The 16,555-nt window shown below is 49.2% G+C and carries 18 protein-coding genes and 2 pseudogenes; 10 read left to right on the top strand and 10 right to left on the bottom strand.

The features are described 5' to 3' along the window. The first annotated feature begins 27 nt into the window (after window positions 1–27). The 4 genes from ACLM45_RS01705 to ACLM45_RS01690 all read left to right on the top strand — a co-directional run bounded on the left by ACLM45_RS01705 (window position 28) and on the right by ACLM45_RS01690 (window position 2,779). Window positions 28–243: a hypothetical protein gene (locus tag ACLM45_RS01705; protein WP_415410281.1), complete on the top strand. Its 216-nt coding sequence runs from the start codon at window positions 28–30 to the stop codon at window positions 241–243. A 3-nt stretch (window positions 244–246) separates the two neighbouring features. Beyond that, complete coding sequence (locus ACLM45_RS01700) at window positions 247–381, top strand: hypothetical protein (RefSeq protein ID WP_415410280.1); 135 nt, start codon at window positions 247–249, stop codon at window positions 379–381. A 275-nt stretch (window positions 382–656) separates the two neighbouring features. Beyond that, a complete protein-coding gene (locus tag ACLM45_RS01695) occupies window positions 657–899 on the top strand; it encodes a hypothetical protein (RefSeq protein ID WP_415410279.1) in 243 nt (80 codons plus the stop codon). A 305-nt stretch (window positions 900–1,204) separates the two neighbouring features. Then, complete coding sequence (locus tag ACLM45_RS01690) at window positions 1,205–2,779, top strand: TolC family protein (RefSeq protein ID WP_415410278.1); 1,575 nt, start codon at window positions 1,205–1,207, stop codon at window positions 2,777–2,779. A gap of 714 nt (window positions 2,780–3,493) precedes the next feature. Here the strand turns inward: ACLM45_RS01690 and ACLM45_RS01685 are convergent. Next, on the bottom strand, window positions 3,494–4,990 hold the full coding sequence (locus ACLM45_RS01685) for a flavin monoamine oxidase family protein (RefSeq protein ID WP_415410277.1): 1,497 nt from the start codon (window positions 4,988–4,990) through the stop codon (window positions 3,494–3,496). 140 nt (window positions 4,991–5,130) lie between these two features. Here ACLM45_RS01685 and ACLM45_RS01680 point away from each other — a divergent pair, with 140 nt between their 5' ends. After that, window positions 5,131–7,134: a multicopper oxidase family protein gene (locus ACLM45_RS01680; RefSeq protein ID WP_415410276.1), complete on the top strand. Its 2,004-nt coding sequence runs from the start codon at window positions 5,131–5,133 to the stop codon at window positions 7,132–7,134. Between the two features lie 79 nt (window positions 7,135–7,213). On the opposite strand, the pseudogene ACLM45_RS01675 reads toward ACLM45_RS01680, so the two are convergent. From ACLM45_RS01675 to ACLM45_RS01660, 4 genes and pseudogenes are all read right to left on the bottom strand, one after another. Further along, window positions 7,214–7,432: pseudogene (locus ACLM45_RS01675) on the bottom strand (hypothetical protein); the annotation flags it as partial. A gap of 191 nt (window positions 7,433–7,623) precedes the next feature. After that, window positions 7,624–7,839 (bottom strand): nuclear transport factor 2 family protein, encoded by a 216-nt coding sequence (locus ACLM45_RS01670; protein ID WP_415411320.1) that lies wholly within the window; start codon window positions 7,837–7,839, stop codon window positions 7,624–7,626. Between the two features lie 387 nt (window positions 7,840–8,226). After that, on the bottom strand, window positions 8,227–8,658 hold the full coding sequence (locus ACLM45_RS01665) for a nuclear transport factor 2 family protein (protein ID WP_415410275.1): 432 nt from the start codon (window positions 8,656–8,658) through the stop codon (window positions 8,227–8,229). 40 nt (window positions 8,659–8,698) lie between these two features. Then, a complete protein-coding gene (locus tag ACLM45_RS01660; protein WP_415410274.1) occupies window positions 8,699–9,136 on the bottom strand; it encodes a nuclear transport factor 2 family protein in 438 nt (145 codons plus the stop codon). 925 nt (window positions 9,137–10,061) lie between these two features. Here ACLM45_RS01660 and ACLM45_RS01655 point away from each other — a divergent pair. Beyond that, window positions 10,062–10,364 carry a hypothetical protein gene (locus ACLM45_RS01655; RefSeq protein ID WP_415410273.1) on the top strand — a complete coding sequence of 101 codons (303 nt, stop codon included), beginning with the start codon at window positions 10,062–10,064 and terminating at the stop codon, window positions 10,362–10,364. Between the two features lie 673 nt (window positions 10,365–11,037). On the opposite strand, the gene ACLM45_RS01650 is transcribed toward ACLM45_RS01655, so the two are convergent. The 3 genes from ACLM45_RS01650 to ACLM45_RS01640 form a co-directional block, all read right to left on the bottom strand. Beyond that, the gene (locus ACLM45_RS01650; protein ID WP_415410271.1) at window positions 11,038–11,385 is read right to left on the bottom strand and encodes a hypothetical protein; all 348 of its coding nucleotides are present in this window, start codon (window positions 11,383–11,385) and stop codon (window positions 11,038–11,040) included. 292 nt (window positions 11,386–11,677) lie between these two features. Beyond that, window positions 11,678–11,881 carry a hypothetical protein gene (locus ACLM45_RS01645; protein WP_415410270.1) on the bottom strand — a complete coding sequence of 68 codons (204 nt, stop codon included), beginning with the start codon at window positions 11,879–11,881 and terminating at the stop codon, window positions 11,678–11,680. A 266-nt stretch (window positions 11,882–12,147) separates the two neighbouring features. Beyond that, the gene (locus ACLM45_RS01640; RefSeq protein WP_415410269.1) at window positions 12,148–13,389 is read right to left on the bottom strand and encodes an NRAMP family divalent metal transporter; all 1,242 of its coding nucleotides are present in this window, start codon (window positions 13,387–13,389) and stop codon (window positions 12,148–12,150) included. 171 nt (window positions 13,390–13,560) lie between these two features. Between ACLM45_RS01640 and ACLM45_RS01635 the strand changes: the two genes are divergently transcribed. From ACLM45_RS01635 to ACLM45_RS01620, 4 genes are all read left to right on the top strand, one after another. After that, the gene (locus ACLM45_RS01635) at window positions 13,561–13,707 is read left to right on the top strand and encodes a hypothetical protein (RefSeq protein WP_156783576.1); all 147 of its coding nucleotides are present in this window, start codon (window positions 13,561–13,563) and stop codon (window positions 13,705–13,707) included. Window positions 13,708–14,309: 602 nt separating this feature from the next. Continuing rightward, window positions 14,310–15,023, top strand: coding sequence for a DUF305 domain-containing protein (locus tag ACLM45_RS01630; RefSeq protein WP_415410268.1), 714 nt, complete (start codon window positions 14,310–14,312; stop codon window positions 15,021–15,023). Next, the gene (locus ACLM45_RS01625) at window positions 15,020–15,271 is read left to right on the top strand and encodes a DUF3721 domain-containing protein (protein WP_415410267.1); all 252 of its coding nucleotides are present in this window, start codon (window positions 15,020–15,022) and stop codon (window positions 15,269–15,271) included. Before ACLM45_RS01630 ends, ACLM45_RS01625 begins: the two co-directional genes overlap by 4 nt. Beyond that, the gene (locus tag ACLM45_RS01620) at window positions 15,268–15,537 is read left to right on the top strand and encodes a hypothetical protein (RefSeq protein ID WP_415410266.1); all 270 of its coding nucleotides are present in this window, start codon (window positions 15,268–15,270) and stop codon (window positions 15,535–15,537) included. Before ACLM45_RS01625 ends, ACLM45_RS01620 begins: the two co-directional genes overlap by 4 nt. Before the next feature lie 48 nt (window positions 15,538–15,585). Here ACLM45_RS01620 and ACLM45_RS01615 read toward each other — a convergent pair. Continuing rightward, window positions 15,586–15,693: pseudogene (locus ACLM45_RS01615) on the bottom strand (DUF411 domain-containing protein); the annotation flags it as partial. A gap of 54 nt (window positions 15,694–15,747) precedes the next feature. Further along, window positions 15,748–16,551, bottom strand: coding sequence for a DUF3050 domain-containing protein (locus tag ACLM45_RS01610; protein WP_415410264.1), 804 nt, complete (start codon window positions 16,549–16,551; stop codon window positions 15,748–15,750). Window positions 16,552–16,555 lie beyond the last annotated feature (4 nt).

The raw sequence follows: 16,555 nt of genomic DNA, 5'->3' as shown, positions 1-16,555 counted from the left end.
ACCTGCCGCCTTCGGGATGGGCGACCGATGACAGCTGTGAACGATGGAGGACTGGCTGTGCCCATGAGGTCGTCGCTGCCCGAGCACTCTCTTGTTCTTCCACAAGCAGGTGTGGCCCCGATACAGCGGAATGTCTCAGCAAAACGGTTGCTGCGCTCTCTGGATGAGACGTATTACGCGGGACTGTCGGATGCGCACAAACGGAGCTTTACCTTGCAAGGCGCAGAACTCAGTCGTTCTTGAGCAATGCGTCTGTTGACCTTTGAGGGGATGGCAGATGTCATGGCGCTGCGCCGTTGGGCCGACCGGACCAAGGTTCACGGCGTTGAAGTGCCCGAATTGGATGACTACAGGCAGGTGGTCTTGGACCATGTCCTGTAAAGCAAGATTGAAGCGAGGTCAGCTCCCTGGGAGTTGCACACCATTGGTCCCAGTTGCACAAAATTCCAGGGACAAGTCAGGGACTTGACCTTCAAATCCATTAACCCCACTTGAGCTAAAGAGGCAGCAGCGGCCAGAAACTCCAGCGCTGATCCGCAGGATTCACACCAGCTCCAGCCACTATCCCCATCAATGCAGTGATTCTGCAGAGGAATGGATCAGGCCAGGGTCAAACCACCCACTCCGGCGCAGAACAGCACCACCCGTCTCGCCGGTTGCCGGCTTCTCAGCATCGGCACGCCACGCGAGAAGCCAAAATCGACAGGTGGCTGCGCGGCGAACTACTGGTATTCCTGCTGCCGATCATGACCAGCTCGACCGTGCTGGGCGAACCCAGCTACTCGATAAATAAGGTGGAGCACCTTTATGGGGATTCACGCCAGGTAGGGGTAACCAGTGCTGGTAATTGGGTAGTGGCCTATCTGCAATGGCAGACCGCCGACGACCCGCCACCCTAAGTGATGCGACGAAGTCAAGCCCGTAGATGCAGGCGATTGAGGACTACAACCGTAAAGAGTGTGTAAGCACCGTCTACCTGCACGACTGGCTGCTAAAGCTGAGTCGTGAGCACATATTAAGGATGATTTTGGTGTATTTTGAATATTGGTTGTTAAGCACTGAGCACCTCGCTCAGAAATAAGTAAGAACACTAGAATACCGAATACATTATGAATGTCCATGCTGTTGCGGGATCAGTCCCTATGACTGCATTCAGACAAAATACGACTATTATACAAACAAGATTATCTATCCCCATCTCAAGATGGCCAGACTGCTGGAATGCTTGTCGCCATTACCTATAGGATTATTAATCTTCTTTCTATCTCTATCCTCACCAGCAAAGACAAGAGAATATCAACAGGAGTATCAAAATCTAGTTGATTTAGTTCGGTCACCAAAGCCTCTTATTGATCAGCAGGTTGCCCCCAATGACCCTACTGAAGTCATGACAGAAATGATCCGCGATTATGAAATCAGTCTTTCAGCGGTTGCCAAGAAAATGACTCTTAATGAGAGCATTAGTCTGGCCCTGGAGAGAAACCCGAACATTGTTAGGCAATACAAGCTATATGAAGGATTAGTTTGGGATTCCATCTCTACTCAACGCAAATGGCTTCCAGCACTAAACCTCGATTCACCAATAGGTTACCGTAACAAGACAATAGAAAAATACTCATTATCCAAAAACGACCCATCGTCATTACGTGATTTTCGACTTCAGGATGGCTCAAATCTCAAGCCAGAGCTAAAGATAAGCTGGAGTCTACTCAATTTGTCCCGAAACAGCCTGTTGCAAACGCAACGAGAAAATATATTCTCTCAAGTGCTGCGTTTTAGGCAAGATGTTCGCGACCTTGTTCTGAATGTTCAGTCAGACTACTTCGATTTGCAACGTGCAAGACAAGAAGAAGATGTCTTCAACGGAATCTATATTTATATAAAGAATTTATTGCAATTAAGTGATTCTGAGCAACTCTCGCAGGAGAGCGATGAAATTCTGGCAGCCCTAAAAGCCCGCTTGCTCCAGGCGTTGTCCTTGCGCGTTTCTGCCCAGCAAAATGTTGTTCGTCTATCCGCTTCTTTAGCTTCTCGACTGGCATTACCACCTGATTCATTTATTCTGCCTTCAGAGAAGCTAGGTCTCAATGGGAAATGGGAGGAAGAGTTGAATGACACCATATCAAGAGCCTTGGACCGGCGTGAAGAAATAAAGATTTCCAATTCTCAGTCAAAAGCCGCGAACAATCGCGCTAATTCGCTTGTTAGAAAATACTACCCTGAAATAACAGCAGAGGCAATCGGCAAGCTGGAGAATGACAATTTTCGCTTGAAAACAAACGCCTCAAACAATACCTCCACGGTAAATTCGTACACTCTTGATAAATCCGTAGGCGTACGAGTCAAATGGGCTATCTTTGATAGCGGGGTTCTTGCGGCGCAATCATCATCATTCCGCAAAAAAGCACAGGCCAGTCAAGAGCAAGCTGCCCTTAATCGTTTAGAGGTTGAAGCACAGATTAAAACAGCATATTCCGCCTATACGAGTCAGTTAATCCAATTGCCCGTTGTAAACAGAGAAATCGATCAAACTCTTCTGTCTCTTCAAGTTAGATCTGAGCAGGCCAATAGATACTCAGCATCAAGTGTCACAAACCTTATTCTGGCCTTGGATCAGTACCAAAGTGCAGCAAGTCGCTGGTTTGCAACACTACAAAAATACAATGAGGCAATCGCACAGTTGTATCGCTATTCATCGAAGTGGCCGCCTGGGGTTGCAAGCCAAATCTCATCAAAACTAAACTATATTCAAGGCATTAATATGGAAGATGGCTTATAGCGAAAACACTCTCTCCTTGTATCTGACAACAATTAAAGCCTACTTTTTCTTTGATAGATTCTGAATCGTTTTCGAAGAAAATGCTGCGAGTACTACTATGCATCTAGTCATAGTAGACCAAATTGACTGTCCGGCTTTGACTAAATATCGCTGGTTAGGCATTTATATTAGATTGACGTTTTAGTATTCCGTCAAGCCCATTGATCTAGCTGAGATGATGTTGGGCAAGAGAAAAGGATAATCTGACATTAAGTTATAAGAGTTATCTTTTTGTACCCAAAAGCAAAACAGAATTTTTACCTGCATCGGTGCAGACCTCGTGATCAATCAGTACATATTCAAGCATATTTTTTGTCGCCATTGTGTGGATAACCCCCTGATTGCAGATGCTGGATCAAGGTAGCTGTACTGATCACCAACAACAAGCTGTAGTAATGGCTTACTACAAGACGAAACACTTCCATACAAGTGGAAAGAATCAAGAAGATTCATCCTGAAGTATATCCAGCAGCTAAAAAACTTTATGGAACACTATAAAAGTTAAACTTCAACGTTAGATAAAGCAAAGAGTTACTATACAGCCCATGCTGGGGCAAGAAATAACAAGATAAAGAATATTCGATTTCCCTCTAACCTAATTCCCAGGTAAATACTAAACCAATGTATAGCTACTTACACTGTTCACGAGTGAAGGTAACATCATGTGATAAGTATTTAACAAGCTTGTTCAGCGCGAATCATCGTGGTTACGAATGGTGCACTTGGATCAATAGCTCTTGCTGCTCGCAATCCAGATTCAATCGCTCCTTCCACCCAGCCTGTTTTTAAAGTTGTCCAGTCACCAGCCCAGTGGATTCTACCGTCCGACTTTTGAAGTTCGGTGATCACAGATCCTCGGCCTAGTTTAACGAAACCAAGTGATGCTTTGATCCATGGTTGAGATTCCCAATCCCAGTATTCTGAAAAAACAACTTTATCAAGTAAATCCGGATTGTCTTTTTGGAACAAACTGATGATGCGAGAGGCTCGTTGCTCAATTGGATATTTGCGAAGGGAATCTTGATTATCTTGATTATTTAAATATATAAAAGTATTACCATACCCGTATGCCCCTCGATCATTACCAGTGATGTCGATAATTCTCTCCCAAGATTGATCGGATGCCGCCATCGGCCATCCGTGAACTTGCGCGGTCAACCAGGTTGGTTGATTTGACTGACAAACTACTTTGATTGTTTGGACCCATTGCAAGCCTGAAAATGCTTTTTTCTTGAGTGCTGTAAGACCAGGCTTAAACGTAACTTTATTAAGCACTGAAGGTGGAATCGTAGAAATCAACTGATCGCCAGTGAATGTCTTACCATTTTCACAAGTAACTATAATCTTACTTCCATTTTGAATTACACCATTGACTGGACTATTGAGCTCGATATTACCCTCTAAGGCATTAGCCATCGCGGTTGTGAGTAGATCATTTCCACCCCTGATTTTGTAACAGAACTGATCTCCAAAATGATAGGCAATGTCGGGAAGGCCCACCAAAGCTGGTTCATCAAAGGGACTTCCCCCGCCGCAGTGAACACCGATTAATGCGATAAATTCGTCGGATGCACCAGCTTTCTTAAGTAAACTGCCAACTGTCTCATTATCGAAGCGAGCCAGAGTTTTTGGATTCTCCAAAAAATTCGGATCGATTACTAAATCGGCATCAAGATCGTATTGGCTCAGATAAGCCTGAAACTGTGTCGGAAGCCCTACTCCCCTTTCACTTTCATGCAGTTTCCAGGGCCAATTACTGAGGTCGGCGGCTGTAGCAGCTTTGTTGTTTAACAAATAGCGCGGCAGCCCATCGTTTAAAGTAACAATTGGCAATTTAAAATGCTTTATATAGCTACCGACATATGGCATATTGCCACGAAAGTGACCAGCTCCTAATTCGGTGTATTGCCCACCCTTAAGTTCTTTTGACCAAACACGACCTCCAACCCTATCCTGATATTCAATTAGCGTAGTCTTATGACCTACTTTTTCTAGCGCCAAGGCAGCCGTTAGGGCTGAGGCACCAGCACCTAGAATCAAAATGTGTTGTTTACTTTTTGACGATTGTTTTTTTTCTGCAACTGTTCGAGCAACAGCTGGTAAACCCAAACCTATCGCCGCAGCGGCTACAGCGCTTGAAGCAGAAGTCCCAAGAAAGTTACGACGATCCATTTGTGCCGTTCTTTATTAAAGGCTAAATAGCAGAGTACTGGGTGTCAAGTGAGACAAATTGCGGACCCAAATATTAACTCTTTTGGAAGCATTGCCACTTTCCTGATGGTTGTGATATTTTATAGATATATCACTGAATCATGCGCAATCTTATATTTAAAAATACAATTCCTGCCTGTTTCATATTTTTATCTGAAGTAATACTTTCTTCTGTTGTGCATAGCTTTACTGAGCATGGCACTGCTCAACACAGCAAAATCAATAGCTCTGGTAGTGAGAGTGCATCAACTGATCAACAGATTCATTTGGTTGCAGATTTCTATAGTTCCAAGATCTGGAATCCAGGCACTGGCCACTATGACTTTGTCAGGCTTAGAGGCTTGAGGGATGAAAAACAATCTAAAACTAGTATTTCACCACCCATGGCGCCCATTATTCAGATATCCCCGGGTAGCAATCTCTCTTTGAAAGTTACCAATAATTTACCGCAAACGGCAGATTGCGTTTCTCACCCTGAGGATATTAATAAGCCACACTGCTTTAACGGAACAAATCTGCACACGCATGGCCTTTGGATCAGCCCCTCTGATAACAGCGATAATGTGCTTATTGATATCAAGCCAGGCACTTCATTCAATTATCGCTATGAAATTTCGCAAGATCATCCTTCAGGCACATTCTGGTATCATCCACACCGCCATGGTGCCACAGCTCTACAAGTGGCGAGTGGAATGTCTGGCCCTTTAATCGTGCGAGGCGATCGCCAACCTACTGGCACAAAGACTGGTGATATTGATGTTCTTCTCAAACCAATAGCAAATCAAGGATTCAAAGAAAAAATTCTCCACTTGCAGCAAATTCCTTATGCCTGCTCTGAGAATGATAATAACGTTCTTTTCTCGTGGAAGTGTGACCCTGGAGACCTCGGCTTTGTGGAGTCGTATCAGCAAATCGATCCTCCCAAGCCTAAAACACCTCTTCTCTATCGTCACGAAGACGGCGCTGTCAATCCAACATGGAGCCAATCAGGTCGGTATACATCGATTAATGGCAACATACATCCAGTAATCTCCACGACCAAAGTTGGTGAAATTGAGCGTTGGCGGGTAATTCATGCAGGAAATGACGACACAGTATCTATTGAATTCAGGAAGTTGCGTGATAATTCAAATGAATCTCAGTTCCAGGAAAATGCAAATTCACTCAGCAATCGAATTCACAGTGATTGTAATGGTCCACGAGTAGCTCATTACCAGATGGCTATTGATGGTCTTACAACTGGCTCTATATCAGAAAAACAGGTGAGCGTACTGCACCCTGGCAATCGCACTGACTTTTTAGTGACCTTGCCGGAAGCCGGAACATGGTGCGTTGTGGATACTGCATCGCCATCTGGAGGTGCAATCCAGGGGAGTCGTTCAGATCATCAACTCCTGGGATTTGTCAAAGTCACGGGTGACTCTCGTATGGGGAATGTCCATCCTAAGTTGTGGATCAAGAATGAACTCATTAGGGCCGCACAATCCAATATTAATCAATCCATGAAAGCTTCGGTTATAAATGATCTTGAAAGCAATATGACTTTGTCGGCTTTTGTTCCTCATCGTTCTATCGAAGCCTCTGAAGTTACTAGTGTTGCCAAACCACTGCAATTTCAACTGAAACCACGTGCATCTGAAGCACCGTTATTCATGGTTGATGGGCATCCTTATGATCCCAATCGAATCGATCGTCGTCTTAAGTTAGGAACAACAGAAGAGTGGGAGCTCTCTTCAGATTTCGTTAGTCACCCATTTCATATTCATGTTAATCCCTTTCAGATCGTTGCCGTTGAAGTGAACTACGACGGCAATTGGATTGATGTTTCAGCACCCGACTCTATCGATGACTTTCAGGTCGTGGATGGAAAGCTTGCTCGTGGAGGTCCTATTGATCCGCAGTATCGTGGCACGAAGGGACAATGGATGGATACTGTATTTGTTAAGAATATCGCCAAAAAACCAGGTCCTAATTCTAGCGACTTCTCTTATAGAGTTACGATTCGCACTCGGTACAATAAATATACTGGTCAATTTGTCTTGCACTGCCACACATTGGATCATGAGGATCAAGGTATGATGCAAAATGTAGTCATTGAGCCCTAGTTAACCATTGCAAAATATATTCTGTTCGATTTTCAGCCATTGTCTATTCTTCTGTTTCCACTTCTTTCTGTGCAACCAATTACCATCTTCCATTTCGCAGCACCCATAAATTGAGATAATGAATTTTCTTTGTATCTTCCATCCCAACGACTCGCTTAGATAAACTCGAGGACACGTGTAAGTAGGCTGTCTTGGCTGAAGCATTTATCGAAACTGAATGTCGTTCAGACCTCGTGGATTGCTTTTGCATGTTTGACGACATATATTGCTCTTTGTTCTTGGTGGAGCCATCGGGTGCGTTAAAGGTGAATTACTGAGGTAAGCAGGGATCTAGTCCCGATGCATCCTTGTTAATTCCAGTGTTGTAGCAAGACAATTCAATTTGATATACGTTGCTGATCTGATCGGCAAGCACGGGCGATTCAACTACACCAATCAGACCTACCAGAACGCATAGAATTGATCTGATCATGGTGTCAAAGCCTATGTTTAATCATGGTTGTGGACGACTATGCATTCTTGCTGGACGGCGATGCTGTGGCGTATGACGAGTTGCCATCGCCCATTAATTTTTCGCCAAGCATCAAGGAAGCGCTCTTTTTTCAAAATTAGTTTGTTGTCTGATTGGACAGTGTATTGTGTTTTGCATGTAACTGTACCCATATCACTATACACATGAAACCGAGGTGTTTCAGGCTGTTTGATACGAATAACCTTGCGATTTGGATTGTTTGCAATGCTGGATACTTATTGCGCTTGGTTACTGGTTGAAATTTGGGCCGGGAAAAATTAAGAGTTCATCCGGCATCCAGTAACCATATCCTGAACCGTCCTGTTCGGTCATGGCCTGATACCTGCGCTCGTAAGCAGAAACGAGAACCTCTAATGGAGCTGAAAATAAATAGCGGTGCGCTGTTGACAACAGTGATGCCGATCGAAATACCAACACCACCAAGCCAGAACAATGACCTAGAGAAGCGCTGCATCATCTCATCAAGTCAATGGATCAATAAGTTAGAACTACCGAAGCCAATGAAGCTTTGTTGTCATTAATGAGGCTGGCCAAATTCTATAGATTCCCTACGTTTCAATCTAATCGGATTTAGGTGCAGATTGCCTGGCGACGAGCTGCCAGCGGCCATCCCGGTATACCCAAACATTCAAATACCTGAGATCAAAAGGTGTTAGTTTGCCTTCTAGATCGACCAGCACTTTGGCATTGCCTTGAACGATGGCAGTATTGCCAATCACTTCTGTCTTGACGTTGTATCTCTCCGCTTGAGTCATGCTGTCTTTGAGTGTTGACTCAATGTATGCGGATCTGGTTTTGTATGTTCCATCTGGCTGGTTGTAAAAAAATTCGGCTCCCAGGATCTTTTCGATTTCGGGCCTGTTCTTGGCGATCTCTACAGTATATCTATAGTCCTCTGCCTTGTTCACATCTTCTATGGGACCTGCAACGCATGGCGAGCCCAGTAGCAATGCGGCGCCCGTGCCAATCATAAATTTTGAGGCATTTTTCATTGGTTTGTGGTGATGAAGGAGATGGTCTCAAATAATCGGTTTATTGTTTGGCAGTTCCTGCTTGGCGAGCAAGCAGTTGCCAGCGTCCGTCTTGGTACGTCCAGACATCGAGATAGCGCGCTTGAGTGCTGATTTTTTTGCCCTGGCTGATTGCGTTGACATTAACCAACCCATTGGCCGTTGCAGTATTGCCATAGATATGGATGACTGGATTGATGAGCTCGTATGACAAGATCCGATCGGTACCACCTGGCCCCATCTGTACAATCAACTCGCTTTTACTTGATGTTGTTCCTATGGGGCTATAGAGCGTGATGTTGTCTGCCAGAGTACTGGCATAGACAGACATATTCTGCGTCACCATGGCATTATATCGTGTATTAATCGCAGCTAAGATATCGTCTTTCGGGGCCGCATTCGCTCTTAACTGGCACATTGATATCAATGCAATCCAGAATCCAACTCTTAGAGTTTTCATGAATTTAGAATCAATAATCTCATTGTATCGTTAGTCCATGGGGCTTTTTGTTTTGATAACTTCTGTAATGTGTAACTAAGCAGGCTCTGGCAAGCCCAGACCCTTCCGTGCTGACTATGGAGCAAAATACGCAACTTGGGATTGCCAGTTGTTGAAGTGATGGCATCCATGGCTCAGAAATCACCGCGGCAGTAGAGGGTTCAATGAGAGATAAGAGCCGAGTGGAGATGAGGCCCAATGCCATCAAAAGCACATAAGCGCACACGCACATCGTTCAGCAACAAAAAAACACAATAACAAAATTATCTTCTTTTAATTATTGCCAGAATGGTTTTGCTTACAAGTTAATCAAAAAATAATCAATAAGGTAAGTACTCTTTGAGGTGCGTGGTATTTATTGCACAGTTCTAGACCTTGGCATCTTTAACTCTGAACGGGAGAAACAAGGTTCGCTTTCAATGTAGACCTCATGGGGGGGGGTTCTGCCTCCCAGCCATCGCTGTAGGCATGCAGATACACCTCTACTCGGCTTAGCCGAGAAGCCTTCGGCTACGTACTTGACTGTGGACCACAGCCGTTCAACCATGATGTTGTCGTAGCAGCGCTTCCTTTCTGACCAGCTGATCTTGGTCTTCTCTGCTTTCAGGCTCGCCACAATGCCAGAAGAGGTGAATGGCAGCCATGATCGAGTGGAAGATTTCTGGCTTGCAACCACCTGCCAACGCCATCTCCAATGCATAGAGGCAGAACTCCGTGTCAAGGCTGCCCGTGAGCTTTCAGCTGAGCACGTGTCTTGAGAACACATACTCAATCGCTACCAAGTAAAGGAATCCTTTCTGAAGCGGGTTGTAGGTGACAGCGGTCGCCCAGATCTTCTCCGCTGCCCTGAACTTCTTGAGGTCCACCAGACAGGGGAATCTCTCGGATGGCTCGCCTCTTTGTCCTTGCTCTTCTTCCCTGGCGTAAACAGCTCACTGCCACCATCCAGCAGCGGCTTCTTCCACTGACACACCTGAATCGGGTGAATGACGTGATCGACGGCGATCTCCTGGATCGTCATGCGGACACTGATCGCCTCGATGGCGACTCGGGTCTTGAACTCGGAACAGTGGATGCGGCGCGTGCTCTTGAGTCGGAGCCCCCGTTTCATGGGCGGTACCCCGCCTCAGCAGTAAACGATGGGACCTGTCCAGAAAAACAAGACCAGCTCAGGCCGCGGTACTCATAAAAACCAGGACAAGCCACCAAAAGCTCACAGACCTCATCCGCGATTTGATCGGCCTCTGCGTGTTGAGTACGCGCAACCATCAAGGCGGCCAGCTGCAGTTGCTGAGTTTGGCCAAGACCAGTCCAGCCAACCTTGAGCAGATACTTGGCATCTTCCACGCTGTTCGCTGAGAAATCAGACTTGTTACGAGGCTCCCCCAACAGCCCCTCACCCTTAACCGCGGAAACTACTGGCGACGCGCAGCGCCGCGAGAAAGGAACGACCCAGTTCAGCGGAACAAACTTGAAAGCACCATCGGCACCCTCCTCAACCAAGTTGTAAGGACCACAATCTGGCTCCCCATAGCTGATCCACCTGGATTCAACAAGCTGGTTGTACTGAACAGCCTCCTCCCAGTGAGGACGAAATGCTGCTGGCTCCTCGACGATCCCGAATCCTTCAACAAAAGGCCATTCCCTTGACCTGTGCAGGGCATACGGATCGCCCTGTAATCACTGTCACGAGCCTTGTCGTTGGGGAAGACCTCAAGAACACCTCCCGATAGCTGCAGACGTTCGGGTTCTGGGAAGGCGTAAGACTCAGCCTCCAAGCCAGATTCAATACCGGGCATTAACAGTGCCCTTTTCATTGTTAACGCAGCATCAAAAGTCTTGACCGGCTGAAACAGCGGAAACTAGAGATGGATACCGCCTCTGAAGCTGGAGCGAATTTGCAGCGGGCGATTCAGTCCCATCAAGCGGCATCTCTGAAGCAGCGGCTCGAGGGACCCCTCAGCACGATCTGGATGGTGAGGAGATCGATGTTGATCAACATCCAAGACAAGCCAGTTGGTCGTCTTGTTCGGTCGGATTGCCAAGTACTGAGGCTGACCACCAGTCAGACCGAGGTGTTGAGCCAGAAGAGAGGCTGTTAACCAGCCAGATCGCGTGGCCTTTCCTCCACTGTTTTCGACCACGTAGCCATACCCAGGGCTCAAGACCCTCAGGAACCACTCCTCAAGCCATTCACGCTTGAATCCCATAAGCCAGAAGCAAGATTCACAACGACGGATCCCAGCCCTGAAACTTCAAGGTACCCAGCCTCGTCATTCCTATTTGAAGGGCGTTCAGTTGCACATAACTCTCCCCAGTTGCACAAAAAACGAGGGACAACTCAGAGACAATCCCCTCAGACCTATTGCTGTAATTGGGTGGCTAAGTGGCAGCAGCGGCCAGAAAGCCCAGCGCTGATCAGCAGGACTCACACCAGCTCCAGCCACCACGCTCTCCATCAATGCAGTGATTCTGCAGAGGAATCGATCAGGCCAGGGTCAATCAGCGAACCCGGCGCAAAACAGAACCACACGCCACGCCGGTTGCTGCATCGGTGACATGCCTCGATCGCATTGCGCGAATGGTCCATTCGATGACCACAAAGGCATTGATACTTAAAACCTTGGGGTGTTGAAGATTTGAATTCGACTCCGGTCTGTTCTGCGCCTCGTTTAAGAAATGGCCCAATTTGTTGGGAGCCGCCACCAAGCGCTCTCCCTCGCAACCCAAGGCTTAAAGAAATAACTGTGCTGATCAAACCTGTTCTCATGCCTTAGCTCCTGACGCGGTTGATAGAGAACTGACAGGAGCCAGCCACTTTTCACCAAAGAGGCGGGGGGGCAACGCCGCAACGAAGCCGCCCCCCCCCCCCGCAAAGGTGGTGGCCCCTGTCACCGTTTCGCGAACCGAAGCAGACTCACCCAGTTCACAGAAAACAAGCGCATGGAAGAAAAACAGCGCGCTTCTGCACCTCAAACAAGGCTGATTCCGAAAAGGACAACAAACAGGCTCAACACACCGAGGCTGATCGCAGCCAACCGGCTCATGGCCGGGCCAAAGCGATCTTGAGGGGCAACTTGACGGCTCTGCATCACCCGCCAATTCATCCATGCCAAAACCGGTGTGGTCACAAACGACACCCACATCGCCAAGAAGACCAGAGCCCCCATCGAACCGGACCACCACAGCAGCACAGCGCAGGCCAAGGCGAAATGCAGCAGCATCCAAAGACGCTGGTTGTTGGTGTTCAGCACCGCCATACCGCGATGACCTCGCAGCAAACGAACCGAGGCAGACGCCGAGCGCGGGTAGCCATCAAGGCAGGTAAGCACTGTGCTGAACATCGTCATCAGTGCAGCCAGTGCAATCAAGAGATAAGCCCAAGATCCCAAGCTGGCGGTGTAAAGCTCGATGAGCTGCTGGGAGAAAGCTGCTCCAGCCTGAGAAAACTCCGTCCCGGTGCCATGCATCACCCAAGCTCCCAGCACCAGAAACAACACTGCCATCAATACCGTCGCGGCATAGCCGATGTTGAAATCAGCCTCCACTTCAGTGCGGCTGCTCTTGTGGCCTGAATCCTGTTCTCGGGCATAAATCCAAAGCGATGTCCAGGCGGAGAGATCCAGCGGGCATGGCATCCACCCCAACAAAGCAACCAGAAAAGGCAACGACCCCCAGGTCCAGGGACTGGGGGTGAACATCACGGCAAAACCAGCGGCTGGGCCACGGATCAATGTCGCGACAGCTGCCATGAGGGTGCACAAAACCAGTAGCGCGACGACTGCCTTACTGAGCCGATCCAGGCTGCGGTATTGCCCCAACAGCAACACCACCAGGCTGATAGCCAGTACCAGCAATCCAAGAGCCTGCGGTGATCCGGGAGCCACCGCAGTCGCCAAGCTGCCAGCCAAGGAGCTAACAGCTGCAATGTTGGCCACACCCGTACTGAGGGTGATCAACAGGTAGAGGGGCAGAAACCATGGGCTCTGGTGCTGATAGCCCTCCAGAAGACTGCGACCGGTTACTGCGGTGAAACGGCTTCCGATCAACAAAAAAGGGTATTTGAAAAGGTTGGCGAGAAGCAGCAACCCGAGCAGACCCAACCCGTAAAGAGCTCCCGCCTGGGTTGAGGCGACCAGATGGGAACCACCGATCGATGCCGCCGCCAGCAAAATTCCCGGTCCGAGGGCTTTGAGCATTCCCGAGCGCATCATCGGACTGGTCAGACTTGCCGCATGTTGGTCAAAAGTATCGTTGCGCGCTGGTTAGCACCTGGGCGCATGACTGATCCGCCGGACTCTTCAGGAGACTTAACGCTATTGAGAATCACTTGCAAAGTCACGTCAATCATGCTCTATTGAGATCTAATCTCAAGTGCGAACGCCATGCTTCGGCTATTTGGTGACCGTGACACCCTGATCGAAGCCCTCACGATGGACTGGGCTGACCACCAGCTCCAACTCCCTAGAAGAGCAAGCCAAGACCGATCCGCCCGACGCCGTCGTTTTCGAACCAGCCGTCGCGTTCGTTAATGACCGGCGGAGCACTCAAGCGATCTGCTGATCTCTCAGATGCTTGTCATTGCTTCAGAACCAGGGCGATGCACGAGTTGAGCTTGGTCGTCAACACACCGCTATGACCACAGCCAATGTCAATCCCGTGTGGAACGCCGTGAGCAAGCTCACCGCTGCCATCCGGGTTGACTGATGCAGCCTGAGACGTTCAACCCTTCACTCAGTTGTTGAAGAACATTGACCTGCGGCCCACACACATCACATTCAGAACTGCACAGTGAGATCAAAAAACCCTGGAACAACAACCTTGGACACCTCAACCCGAACAACGTCACAACGGAAGAGCACAGCATCAGCCAGCGAAGGCGAAGGTTGTAGTTGCACACCATCCGGCCCAGTTGCACCAAATTCCAGGGACAACTCATGGACACGTTCATCAGACAGTTCAAACAACTGAGAACTCGGTGGCAGCAGCGGCCAGAAACCCCAGGACTAATCGGCACGTCTATTCATTGGCAAACCTGCAGCGCGCCCTGGATTCCACAGCACCAGGTCCAAGAATCAAGGAGCAATCCAGGCTCGAATTTTCTAAAGTCAAACAACATCTACGTCTTCAACCGGTGCGGCATCTTGCCCTTGCCCTGATTGCTATCTCGGCTCTTCCCCCTCAAGTCGTATTCGCCCAGATGGACCATCATCATGGGCACGGGATGCATCACGCACAGCCTGAACGCACAAAAGACCCAGCACCCACGCATTCCGGCACCCATCATCACCATGCTCATGGAATGGGGCCCGCAGGCAGCACCTATGACCTGCGTTTCATCGACGGCATGGTCGAGCACCACACCGGGGCGTTGCGGATGAGTGAATACGTCTTCAACATCGGCGCCCCTGGGGTGGGGGCCCTGGCGAACAGCATTTGGGACGAGCAGGCCCGTGAGATCAAAGCGATGCGCCAATGGCGCAAAGCCTGGTATCCCGATGCTCCGGTGTACCCCGTGGCATTGCGCCCCGATGGCGACCCCAACTCCATGGCTGACCTCGTGCGCATGAGTCCTGAGGTGATTGCCGGAATGCGAATGTCGGGAACGAAGCCGACACGCGACAACAGGGTGCAGTGGTTCCTAGAGGGAATGATTGAACACCATGGCGGGGCCCTTCAGATGGCCCATGAAGCACGCAAAAATTCAACCAACCCCACCATTCTTCGTCTTGCGCGCGAGATCATCGTCGCCCAGCGCAAAGAAATCATTGATCTCCGCAAAATGTTGCAAAGCGAAGGCATGAATAAGTCTGACTACTACAAATTTGATGGCCTCTTTACGTTATGAGAGCCACCATGTTCATTCCTTTCACAACAAGGGTGATGGGCTGGGTCTCAATCCCATTCGCAGTCGCCGCTGCGTTCGCTCTATACCCCATGGCAAGTCTGGGACACAGCAAAGGCATCTACCAATCCAAAGCTGACGCGCAACAACGTGCTGGCGAGATTGGTTGCATGTCGGTGCATCAGAACAACGGTAAGTGGATGCCGTGCGCGGATGAGCAGGAACTCCACCGTCAACTTCGTAAGCAATGAGCCAACGACAGCTGACAAAGCGAGCACGCAAGATTCACCGTTGGCTGGTCCCGATTGCTGCTCTCCCGTTGCTCATCACCGCCGGCACGGGATCTCTTTACAGCTTGCTCTTGGAGCAAGAAATTGATGCCTTCTGGCTGCTCAAGATCCACACCGGGAACTTTGGCGTTCTGAACCTTCAGCCTGTCTATCCAATGCTCTTGGGTGCGCTGACCGTCATCGTCACAGTGTCAGGTGCGGTGATGCTCTTGAGACCAACGCAATGAGAGATGGTTGCTCGTAAGTCTCTCCTAACTAGTCAGTAGCGTGCGAACACGGATATTGGGCCGCCCCATCAACATCCGCTGGATCGCAGAAGCGGGCACATGCCCTTCAATCACAGATCCCTCCACAACAGCGGTGTGACAAGAACTTTTTTCCGCAGGTTAGTATTTTTTCTATGGGTGAATGCTGAGCATCCGCTTCTGCTTGAGCCCTCAAGGTGTCTGGAATTCCATCAATCCAAAACTGAACATCTGTGAATGTTCGCCGCCAGATCGATTGAACTGAGACATCTGCCGAAGCCTGGTCTCGATCGCATCCCAAAACGCAGTCCGGTCGGCAAGCACCTGCTCCCGCACGGCCTGGACCCGTTGATGAACAGCCGGGTCGGTTCCAGCGAGGGTGAGCACCATTGTTTCCGCTAAAGGCCCATGGCTATTACCGTCGAGCGCGATATGACGTTCGAGGTACCAGCGCAAGGTCGGGCAGGGCAGGGCCAGCCCGGACAAGCGATCGAGCAACGCACGAAACAGATCGGGAACTAAAAGCTCCCGGCCGTAAGCAAACGCCGCTGCCAGTGCATGGACTTCACCGGAGGCGATCAACGCTTGGGTCGTGCAAAGAAATCGCGCAGCGGGCTCAGGGATCCCAACCTGGCGAAGGGCGCGGGGCCAATCGCCGCAGGACGCCTTTTGCAGCAATGCATCAATCACCGTGGTGTCCGCACCGATCTCCTCCATCGCTTTGCGGTAAATCGCGAAATGGGACAGATACAGCGGCCCCCCAAGGCTGTTGGGAAGCAGATCGCATTCCTCCTCCGCCACCAAACTGTTGATCAGACCGGCCAACTGCGGGTGGGATGGGGGCGTCCACGGCACCCCAGAAGGGGCCATGTGCTGCTGCAGGGCTTTGAGCAATTGCATGAAATCCCACACGGCAAAGACGTGATGTTCCATGAAGAGCCGCAGGCCAGCCATTGAGTCAATCGCCTGCGGCAGCGGGTGACGCTGCAGCTCCATCACG

The sequence above is a fragment of the Synechococcus sp. A10-1-5-9 genome (assembly GCF_047716785.1).
Classification (GTDB): domain Bacteria; phylum Cyanobacteriota; class Cyanobacteriia; order PCC-6307; family Cyanobiaceae; genus Synechococcus_C.
Note: the sequence above shows the minus strand (reverse complement) of the source record. Positions and strands in the feature narration are given on the sequence as shown.